This is a genomic window from Aggregatilinea sp. (genome assembly GCF_036822615.1).
Lineage (GTDB): Bacteria > Chloroflexota > Anaerolineae > Aggregatilineales > Aggregatilineaceae > Aggregatilinea.
Genome location: NZ_DAISHJ010000157.1, coordinates 1 through 9,707, shown reverse-complemented (window position 1 = coordinate 9,707; position 9,707 = coordinate 1). Strand labels below are relative to the sequence as shown.

The window sequence follows — 9,707 nt, the reverse complement described above, 5'->3', positions numbered from 1 at the left end:
CCCGCCGCGTTGCAAATATTCGAGCGTATCGTTGGTGAAGCCCACAAACGCCCGCGCCGCCACGTCCCGTGCGACGGCGGCCACCTGCTCGACCGTGCCGCCCTCCAGGGCCGCACGCGCCGCCTGGATCACCGCCCAGCCGTGCGCCAACGCCACCTGCTGCGTATCGATCACGTGCACGTCCAGTCCCAGCAGATCGTCTGCGGCGAGGCGTTTGGCAAGCGTCGCGGACTGGAACCCGCCGCTGCCCGTGCCGGTCATGCTGACCATCACCACGCCGTCCCCGCGCGCCGCCGCCCGGCGCAGTGCTTCCAGGTAGTCCCCGGCAGAGGGATTGGCCGTCGTCGGCCAGCCGGGGGCGGTCAGCAGCCAGGCGTAAAAATCGTCGGGCGGCATATCCACGCCGTCCCGCAGCGTGCCGAGCGTCGTATGCAGGTAATAAGGAACGACTTCGATACCGAGCTGCTCGATCAGCGCCTGGGGAACGCTGGCGCAGCTATCCGTAACCACCGTGATCATGGCGCGGACTCCTGAGTGGCAGGTAAAAAAAATAAGTGGCGGCGGCGCAGTGTCGTGCCGCTCTATGTAGCATAACCCGATCCGTCGGGGCGGGCAACGCCCCTGCGCCGCGCACCGCAATGCCAAAGGTGATAGACGACGCCACAATACCCACATTTCGCGGGTACACCTGCGGCGCGCTTCCGGTATAGTAGAAAGGTAGACACTTGAATTTCCCGCACCGCGCAGCGGGAAGCGTCGCATGAGGGGGAATCATGATCGACCAGTATTTGCAGCAGTTGAACAGCCCCGATCCGGCAGTGCGCCGGGCCGCTATCATTGCCCTCGGCCAATCCAAGAACCCGACCGCCCTACCGGCGCTTGCCGCTGTGTACCGCACCGATCCCGACCCGGCCCTGCGCGAGCTGGCGCTGAATGCGGGCCGCTTCATCCGGCAGCACAGCAGCAGCGACAGCCCCGGAGCTGGTCCCGCTGCCCACAGCGCGCCGCACGCGTCCGAGGAGCCGCTGTACGCCCGGCCCGCGCCCGACCCGGCGCCGGAGCCAAAGGTCGTCAGCGCGCGTGACAAGGAACGCGCCCGGGGCTACCTCGACACGGCCATTTCGCAGCACACCGGGGGGCAGCGCGCCCGCGCGATCGAAAATCTGGGCAAAGCGCTGAGCATCGACCCCGATCTGGCGAAAGAAGCGTTCGTCAGCAACCTGATCATCACGCTGACCGGGCGCTCCACGAAAGACGCGATCGCTATCTTGACGAATCCCCAGCAGCGTGCGGCCTTCGCCGCCGGGCTGCAGGAATCAGCGCCTTCGGTGGGGGGCGAAAGGCTGCCCGGCGAGGACGATACGTGGCCCAACGTGCTGATCGATCTGGCGCTGTACGCGCTGGTGAGCACGCTCTCCACGCTGATCTCGCTGCTGTTCGCCATGCCGCTGCTGGAACGGATGCTGAAGGATATGCTCGACAACGCCCCGGCCAGCACGCTGACTTATGCCGATATCGAGGCGTTCACCGATGCCAGCATCGCCGTGCTGCTGCCTTCCGCCGTCGGCAGCGCCGTCTACGGCGTGATCGGCGTGATGCTGCTGGGCGTGGCCGTGCACTTCGCCGCGACGACGTTTCTGGGTGGGGACGGCACGCTCGTCGGGCTGTACCATCACCTCGTGCCCTATCTGACGGGCTTCAGCATCGTGTCCGCGCTGATCTTCGTGCTGGTCGCCAGCTTCGGGGATTTCGAGTCGCTGATGACCTATTCGTTCTTGCTGCTGCCGCTGTCGCTCTTGATGTACTACCTGATGTCGAGCGTGATCGGCAAGGTCTACCGCTTCAGCGCGTTCACCGGCTGCCTGTCGATCGTCCTGGGCACGGTCGTGATGGCGGTGTTCTTCGGCTGCGGCTCGTACATGTTCGGCAGCGCCCTGGGGGCACTGCTGGGGAACTGACATGCCGCCGCTCCTCTGCGATTAAAAAGAGGAAACACGCCGAGCCAATGGGATTTGCTTGCTCCCCGAAAAACAAAAAGGGGCGTATTCGATACGCCCCTACAGTTGAGCAAACGAATGCCGCTGCTACGCGTTCCGCAGCACGTCCAGCGCCAGACGGATGCGGCGCAGCGATTCGTCGCGGCCCAGCACTTCCACCGACTCGAACAGCGGCGGCGACGACTGCTGCGCGGTCGTGGCGGCCCGCAGCGCGCCGAACAACTGCCCGACCTTGAGGCCCAGTTCCTCGATCAGTGCGCGCATAGCGGCTTCCTGCGTCGCGGCGGCGAAATCGGGCAGCGCGTCGAGCCGCGCCAGCGCCTTTTCCAGCGCGTCCAGCGTGCGCGGGGTGTCCATACCCTTCTGCACCAGATCGGCCACCGCCGGCGGCTCGAACGGATCGACGAAAAAGAACCGTCCCATCTCCAGCGCGTCATTCAGCGTCTTGATGCGCGGCTGGAGCAGCGGCGCGGCCCCTACCAGAATCTCCGGGTTGACCTCGTAGCCCGCCTTCGTGAAAACCGGCATCAAAAGCTGCGCCAGCTTCGCCGGATCCATCTCGCGGATGTAGACGCCATTCAGCCAATCGAGCTTTTCCACCGGGAAGATGCTCGCCGCCGGGTTCACGCGATCCAGGTCGAAGCGCTCGATGGTCTCATCGACCGTGAACACTTCGCGGTCCTCGCCAAAGCTCCACCCGACGTTGGTCAAAAAGTTGACCAGCGCCTCCGGCAGATAGCCCGCATCCTGGAATTCGTACAGCAGCACCGGGATCTTGCGCCCGCCCTCGCTGAAGCCCGCGCTGCGCTTGGACAGCTTGCCCTTGCCGCTCGGATTCAGGATCACCGGCAAGTGCGCGATCTGCGGCATCTCCCAGCCGAAGCCCGCGTACAGGTTCTTATGCACCGGCGCGGACGAGATCCATTCCTCGGCGCGCATGATGTGCGTGATCTTCATGAAGTGATCGTCCACCACGTTGGCGAGGTGGTACGTCGGGAAACCGTCCGACTTCAGCAGCACGAGGTCCTGAAGCTGCGTGTTTTCGAACGTGATGTCGCCGCGAATCAGGTCGTGCACGGTGGTCGCGCCCTCGGTCGGCATCTTGAACCGGATCACGTAGGGCTTGCCCTCCGCGTCGTTGGCGGCGCGTTCTTCCGGCGTCAAATAGCGGCAGTGGCGGTCGTAACCGGGATCGCGCTTCTCCGCGATCTGCTGCTCGCGCAGCGCGGCTAGGCGCCCCGGCGTGCAGTAGCAGCGGTACGCCAGATCGTGATCGACCAGCCAGTCGGCCCACTCGCGGTAGAGATCGACCCGCTCCGACTGCACGTATGGCCCGTACTCCCCGCCGACCTCCGGCCCCTCGTCCCAGTCGATGCCCATCCAGCGCAGGCCCTCGGTGATCAGGTGAATTGAATCCTCCGAGTACCGCTTCTGGTCCGTGTCTTCGATGCGCAGGATGAACGTCCCGCCGTGGTGGCGCGCGAACAGCCAGTTGAACAGGGCCGTGCGCACCCCGCCGATGTGCATCGGACCGGTGGGGCTGGGTGCGAAACGCACGCGAACGGATGGGTCTCGGTCGGTCACAAGAACACGCTCCTCACTGGGTATGCGGCGGACCGTGATCAGTTTTCAGCAGCCCGTTTTCACGAGCACGTCTCGCCAGCGGGATGACCGCCGCAATTGCTGATCGCACTCCGCCGAAAACTGAACGCTGATCGCTGAACACTTTCTTGAAAAATTATAACAGACGCTTTGTGCAGATTGAACGGTAAGAATCGCACCTCACATGCCGCACATGCCTACTCAATGCGCGCCGGATGGGTTACACTATAGCGACTGGCACACCCATCCTGAAGGACAAACCGTATGCCGACTGGCGAAGACATCAAAACACCAACAACCGATACCACCTCCACGGGCGCAGGCCCGTCAAATTTCCTCCGCGAAGCCATCGAGGAGGACCTGAAGGCCGGGCGTTACGACCGCGTGCACACGCGCTTCCCGCCCGAGCCGAATGGCTACCTGCACATCGGCCACGCCAAGGCCATCAACATCAACTACGGCATCGCGCAAGCCTACGGTGGCAAGTTTAATCTGCGGTTCGACGACACCAACCCGTCCAAAGAAGAGCAGGAATACATCGACGCGATCATGCGCGACGTCAAATGGCTCGGCGCGGACTGGGAAGATCGCCTGTTTTTCGCCTCGGATTACTTCGACCAGTTGTACCAGTGGGCGATCCAGCTCATCAAGGACGGCAAGGCATACGTCGATGACCTGACCGCCGACGAGATCCGCGAATATCGCGGCACGCTGACCGAACCGGGCAAAAACAGCCCCTACCGTGATCGCCCCATCGAGGAAAACCTCGACCTGTTCGAGCGCATGAAGGCCGGGGAGTTCCCCGACGGCTCGCGCGTGCTGCGCGCCAAGATCGACATGGCGTCGCCCAACATGAACTTCCGCGACCCGGTCATGTACCGCATCCTTCACGACGAGCACCCGCGCACCGGCACCAAGTGGTGCATCTACCCGATGTACGACTGGGCGCACGGGCAGTCGGACTCCATCGAAGGCGTGACGCACTCGATGTGCTCGCTCGAATTCGAGAATCACCGCCCGCTGTATAACTGGTTCGTGGAACAGCTCGACATCTTCCACCCGCGCCAGATCGAGTTCGCGCGCCTGAACCTGACCTATACCATGATGAGCAAGCGTAAGCTGCTGCGTCTGGTCAAGGACGGCTACGTGAGCGGCTGGGACGACCCGCGTATGCCAACCATCAGCGCCATGCGGCGGCGCGGCTATACGCCCGAAGCGATCCGCGCCTTCGTGGAAACGGTCGGCGTCAGCAAGGCGGACAGCACGATCGACATCGCGCTTCTGGAACATGCCGTGCGCGACGATCTCAACCGCCGCGCCCCGCGCGCGATGGCCGTGCTCGATCCGCTCAAAGTCGTCATCGAGAACTATCCCGACGATCTCGTGGAAGAGATGGACGCGATCAACAATCCCGAAGACGAGAGCGCCGGGACGCGCAAAGTCCCGTTCTCGAAGGTGGTCTACATCGAGCGCGAGGACTTCATGGAGGAGCCGCCCAAGAAGTTCTTCCGCCTCGCGCCGGGCCGTGAAGTGCGCCTGCGCTACGCCTACTTCATCACCTGCACGGGCGTGATCAAGGACGACGAGGGCAACGTCGTGGAGCTGCACTGCACCTACGATCCCGCCACGCGCGGCGGCGACGCCCCGGACGGGCGCAAGGTCAAGGCGACACTGCACTGGGTCTCGGCGGCGCACGCGCTCGACGCGGAAGTGCGCGTCTACGATCACCTGTTCACCAATCCCGATCCCGAAGACGTGCCCGAAGGCCAGGACTTCACGGTCAACCTGAACCCCGATTCCCTGACCGTGCTCCAGGGCGTGAAGCTGGAGCCGAGCCTGCGCGATATGCCGCCGGGCAGCCGCTTCCAGTTCGAGCGCCAGGGCTATTTCTGCGTCGATCCCGACTCGACGCCCGGTCACCCGGTCTATAATCGCACCGTCGGCCTGCGCGACTCCTGGGCCAAGATCCAGCAGAAGCAGGGCTAGATCGGGCGACACCCGACTCTCGCACCATCCGTAGGGGCGTATGTGATACGCCCCTACCCTATTTTGCCAGATTCCGTATTCCGAATAGATTTTTTGCGAACCGCTAACAGCCAACTGCTGACCGCCGCATTTGAGGACGCATGACCGACACATCCCAACCGACCCTGGCCGACGCGCAGCCGTTCCTGAAATGGGCGGGCGGTAAGGGCCAGTTACTCGCGCAGTACGATCGCTTTTTCCCCACCGACCGGGGCCGCGCCTACTTCGAGCCGTTCGCGGGCAGCGGCGCGGTGTTCTTCGAGCTGCGCAAGCGCGACCTGTTCGACGACTACGCCCTCTCCGACGTGAACCCGGAGCTGATCAACTGCTACCTCGTCGTGCGCAATCAGGTGGACGCGCTGGTTGAGGCGCTGCGCGCGCACAAGCTCGCCCACGAGCAGGACGATCACCAGCACTATTACGAGGTCCGCGATCAGGACCGCGATCCGGCCTGGGCCGGCGCGTCAGAAGTCAAACGCGCCGCGCGCATGATCTACCTGAACAAGACCTGCTACAACGGGCTGTGGCGCGTCAACAGCAAGGGCCAGTTCAACGTGCCGATGGGTCGCTACAAGAATCCCGATGTCCTCAGCGAAAAGCGGCTGCGCGCGGCATCGCTGGCGCTGCAAAACGTGGACGTGAACACGCGCCCCTTCACGGATGTGCTGGACCATGCGCAAGCAGGCGACTTCGTGTACTTCGACCCGCCCTACGATCCGCTCAGCAGCACGGCCAACTTCACCAGCTATTCGGCGGATTCGTTCGGGCAGGACGATCAGCGGCGGCTGGCGGAGACGTTCCGCGCGCTGTCCGATCGCGGCTGCAAGGTCATGCTGAGCAATTCCGACACGCCGTTCGTGCGCGGACTCTACGAGGGCTTCACGGTGCACACCGTCACCGCCCGCCGCGCGATCAACTCCAAGGGCGGCAAGCGCGGAGAGATTACTGAGGTGCTGGTGGTGAATTATTGAGTGTCGGATTATTATTACATAGTATTTACTGCAATCACGAAACTACGAGTAAATCCATGGCAAAACTAGATCTGGATAGACTTGATCTTGCATCAGTTGAAGGTGTGGCGACGCTTGTTCGTCGGACTGACGTACTCACCGGCGAAAATTCTGTTGTCGCGGGACATATTTACTGTCCGTCTTGTGGCGAACTACGAAGAGTGTCCGCAACTTGCTTTCTTACAAGTAAGCTAAGACAAGCCAACTGGCCAACCGAAATCACAGCTGAAAGTGCAAATACAATTCTACATTACGTAAAACCAGCACTTCTTATCTACAAATGTGTTCAATGTGACAATCTATTCACCGTTGTAGTGTATCAAGGACCTCAAGGTCCCGACGTTGCTATCCTTGGAAGCCAATCAGGAGGACTATCAACGCCGCACACACCTCCAGGAGTAGCGTTCTACCTTGACCAAGCTCACCGTGCTGAATCTGTCAGTGCAAACAGCGCCGCAATTGCGATGATGCGCGGCGCACTGGAACATCTACTTTATGAGCAGGGCTATATACAAGGGATGTTGAACAACAAAATTCAGCAACTAGAGAAAGACATTGCAGATCAAAAAGCGCCAAAATGGGCGCTTGATCTTGACACAGCATTCTTGGGTGTGATCAAAGATCTGGGTAACGCATCGATTCACCCGAATGATGGTGATGTGACAAAACAAGCAAATCTGGACAGGGGGTTAATTGCGCTCGTCCGGCAAACATTTTCGATGCTGCTGTTTCTGGTTTATGAAGTTCCACATAAGAAACAAAATCTGCTCGATAAATTGACTTCAACAGCCAACATCTTGAAGAAGTAAACCTACTCCACCAGTTCAATCACCCGCTGCGCGAACAGCTCGTAGCGCCCGGCCTGCGGATTGCTCAGCAGCGCGTACCGCTCGAACGCGTCGATGTCGGCCAGCGTCGTCAGCGCCTGGATCTCGTCACGCAGCGCCGCGTCGTCGATCCCCTGCCACACCGGGCCGCCCAGATCGTGCGCCACCTGAATCCACCACGTCGCCGCGCCCTCCTGCCCCGCCAGCCCGCGCGCGATGGCGCGCAGCAGGTCCCATTGGCGCTCGGAAAGTGAGCACGTATTCGCAGACTGATCCATCCGTCACTACCCTTCCAAATCCAATCCGAAAAACAGCCGCAGCCACATATCGAGGTCTTCCAGGTCCACGGCCTTGCCCGTCGAGTACAGGTACGAGCGCATGTTGCCCGAAAAGCCTTCGCCCGCGAAGACGATGATCCCCGCGATAGGCCACGCCTCGATGTCGAGCACGGTCGAGGGGATCTTCTCCTCGGCGGACCCCGTGCTGCCCTGATATTTGCACTCGATGCCGAGCGTCTGTCGCGTGTCGGGATGGCGTACCACCACGTCGATCACACGCACCGCGCCCCAGATGCGCCGCCCCACGCGGAACTGCCGCCGCGCCTCCAGGCCCAGCGCCTCCGCGAGCTGCATGACCTCGAACTCCATGTCCTGCCCGCTCTGGACCGCACGCCCCCGTCCCGGCATCGTTCCCTCTCCTACACGTATTCGCGGATGCGCCGCCGCATCACCACGCTCTCCACCAACCCGATGCCGATCAACATCGTGATCAGCGACGACCCGCCCGAACTCACGAATGGCAGCGTCAGGCCCGTCACCGGCAGGATGCTCAGGTTCATGCCAATGGACACCATCGTCTGGAAGAAGATCATGCCCGCCACGCCATACGCGATCAGGCTGCCGAGCGGATCGGCGGCCAGCCGGGCGGCGCGCAAACAGCGCAGCACCACCAGCCCCATCAGCGTGATCACCGCGACCGCGCCCATGAAACCCATTTCTTCCGCGATAACGCTGAAGATAAAGTCCGTGTGGCGCACGCGCAGGAAGCGCCCCTGCGTCTGCGAGCCGTTGCCGTAGCCCTTGCCCATCAGCCCACCGGACCCGATGCTGATCAGCGCCTGGTCGATGTTGTAGCGCGCGTCCTTCACGTCCGGCACACCGTTGCCGTCCTCGTCCTCGAACGTACAGTTGCCGCTGCGCATCAGTTCGGGATCGTCGTAACACGTCTCGCTGCTCGCCACGAAGGTCGTGATACGCTCGCGCTGGTACGGCTCCATTTGCAGCCACAGCACGGGCATCGCCACCAGCGCCACCAGGATCAGCAGCGCGAGGTGCTTCAGGCGCAAGCCCGCCGCCCACACCATCACGAACCACACCACCACGATCACCGTCGTGGTGCCCAGGTCCGGCTGGACAAAAATCATCAGCGCGGGCACGGCGACATGTATGCCCGACAGAATCACGGTGCGCAGGCTGTCCATCTGCTGGTAGCGATCCGCGAGAAACTGGCCGAGCGTGATCACCAGCAGCAGCTTGCCCAACTCCGAGGGCTGCACCTGCAAGCCGACGTTCAGCCAACTCTGCGCGCCCGCCGCGCCGACCGCGCCTAGGCCTGCGACCAGCCCCAGAATGAACAGGATGAAGCCGTACAGAAACGAGTGTAAGCTGCCCAACAGCCGGTAGTCGATTGCGGCGATGGCGAACACCACAACGATGCCGATCAGCATGAACCGGATTTGGCTGGGCACGCGGTTGATCAGGTCGGTGTCCACCGCGCCGAAGGTCGCGCTGCGGATCATCAGGATGCCGATGATCACCAGCAGCATCACGAGGCCCAGGAGGACAAAATCGAAGTCGCGCCAGATGGTCGGCTTGCTTTGTTTGCTCTGCATTCCGCTACAGTTCCGCTCAGTTAACGATACACAACGGGACGACGTTTAAACCGGGCCGATTATAGCGCCCGTGCCCGTCGTAGCAACCGCCGCCTACCGTGCGGTTGCGCCGCCCATAAGAAGTACCGCTGCCGTGTCTGGTGTTTCCCGACAGTCAATGAACAGGGCAGCGACAGTTTGCGGATTATCCCAATGGAGGCAGCCGCATAACCGAAACAGTGAGGGTGATAATAAGGGGTGGTAAGGCAAAAAAACGGGCGGGCTAGATACTCTTTAACTTTTAACTCCGAAAGCCAGGGCAGGTTAGAAACCTGCCCCTACAAAACCCGTTGAGATGCTTGTCTCCCCTCTCCAA

The 9,707-nt window shown here is 62.0% G+C and carries 9 protein-coding genes; 4 read left to right on the top strand and 5 right to left on the bottom strand.

The genetic code is table 11. The annotated features are described in order from the left end of the window. Nucleotides 1-519: DegV family protein (locus V7116_RS23920; RefSeq protein WP_324394512.1), on the bottom strand; the 519-nt coding region annotated here is incomplete at its 3' end. Between the two features lie 254 nt (nt 520-773). Here V7116_RS23920 and V7116_RS23915 point away from each other — a divergent pair. Continuing rightward, nucleotides 774-1,958, top strand: coding sequence for a HEAT repeat domain-containing protein (locus V7116_RS23915; protein WP_324394511.1), 1,185 nt, complete (start codon nt 774-776; stop codon nt 1,956-1,958). Between the two features lie 126 nt (nt 1,959-2,084). On the opposite strand, the gene gltX is transcribed toward V7116_RS23915, so the two are convergent. Beyond that, on the bottom strand, nt 2,085-3,581 hold the full coding sequence (gene gltX, locus V7116_RS23910; protein WP_324394510.1) for a glutamate--tRNA ligase: 1,497 nt from the start codon (nt 3,579-3,581) through the stop codon (nt 2,085-2,087). 282 nt (nt 3,582-3,863) lie between these two features. On the opposite strand from gltX, the gene V7116_RS23905 reads away from it, so the two are divergent. The 3 genes from V7116_RS23905 to V7116_RS23895 all read left to right on the top strand — a co-directional run bounded on the left by V7116_RS23905 (nt 3,864) and on the right by V7116_RS23895 (nt 7,443). Then, nucleotides 3,864-5,585: a glutamine--tRNA ligase/YqeY domain fusion protein gene (locus V7116_RS23905; protein WP_324394509.1), complete on the top strand. Its 1,722-nt coding sequence runs from the start codon at nt 3,864-3,866 to the stop codon at nt 5,583-5,585. Between the two features lie 140 nt (nt 5,586-5,725). Continuing rightward, entirely contained in the window at nt 5,726-6,595 is an 870-nt protein-coding gene (locus V7116_RS23900; RefSeq protein ID WP_324394508.1) for a DNA adenine methylase, read from the top strand. A gap of 56 nt (nt 6,596-6,651) precedes the next feature. Continuing rightward, a complete protein-coding gene (locus V7116_RS23895; protein WP_324394507.1) occupies nt 6,652-7,443 on the top strand; it encodes a DUF4145 domain-containing protein in 792 nt (263 codons plus the stop codon). 2 nt (nt 7,444-7,445) lie between these two features. On the opposite strand, the gene V7116_RS23890 is transcribed toward V7116_RS23895, so the two are convergent. From V7116_RS23890 to V7116_RS23880, 3 genes are read right to left on the bottom strand one after another with little or no spacing between them, the layout of a single operon-like run. After that, complete coding sequence (locus V7116_RS23890; protein ID WP_324394506.1) at nt 7,446-7,739, bottom strand: hypothetical protein; 294 nt, start codon at nt 7,737-7,739, stop codon at nt 7,446-7,448. Nucleotides 7,740-7,745: 6 nt separating this feature from the next. Continuing rightward, nucleotides 7,746-8,147: a PD-(D/E)XK nuclease superfamily protein gene (locus V7116_RS23885; RefSeq protein WP_324394505.1), complete on the bottom strand. Its 402-nt coding sequence runs from the start codon at nt 8,145-8,147 to the stop codon at nt 7,746-7,748. Nucleotides 8,148-8,158: 11 nt separating this feature from the next. Beyond that, nucleotides 8,159-9,352, bottom strand: coding sequence for an FtsW/RodA/SpoVE family cell cycle protein (locus V7116_RS23880; RefSeq protein ID WP_324394504.1), 1,194 nt, complete (start codon nt 9,350-9,352; stop codon nt 8,159-8,161). Nucleotides 9,353-9,707: the final 355 nt, after the last annotated feature.

What these genes read in the sequence shown, in the direction of transcription:
- V7116_RS23915 (WP_324394511.1), top strand. Translation starts at nt 774, where the DNA reads ATGATCGACCAGTATTTGCAGCAGTTGAACAGCCCCGATCCGGCAGTG.
- V7116_RS23905 (WP_324394509.1), top strand. Translation starts at nt 3,864, where the DNA reads ATGCCGACTGGCGAAGACATCAAAACACCAACAACCGATACCACCTCC.
- V7116_RS23900 (WP_324394508.1), top strand. Translation starts at nt 5,726, where the DNA reads ATGACCGACACATCCCAACCGACCCTGGCCGACGCGCAGCCGTTCCTG.
- V7116_RS23895 (WP_324394507.1), top strand. Translation starts at nt 6,652, where the DNA reads ATGGCAAAACTAGATCTGGATAGACTTGATCTTGCATCAGTTGAAGGT.
- V7116_RS23890 (WP_324394506.1), bottom strand. Translation starts at nt 7,739, where the DNA reads ATGGATCAGTCTGCGAATACGTGCTCACTTTCCGAGCGCCAATGGGAC.
- V7116_RS23885 (WP_324394505.1), bottom strand. Translation starts at nt 8,147, where the DNA reads ATGCCGGGACGGGGGCGTGCGGTCCAGAGCGGGCAGGACATGGAGTTC.
- V7116_RS23880 (WP_324394504.1), bottom strand. Translation starts at nt 9,352, where the DNA reads ATGCAGAGCAAACAAAGCAAGCCGACCATCTGGCGCGACTTCGATTTT.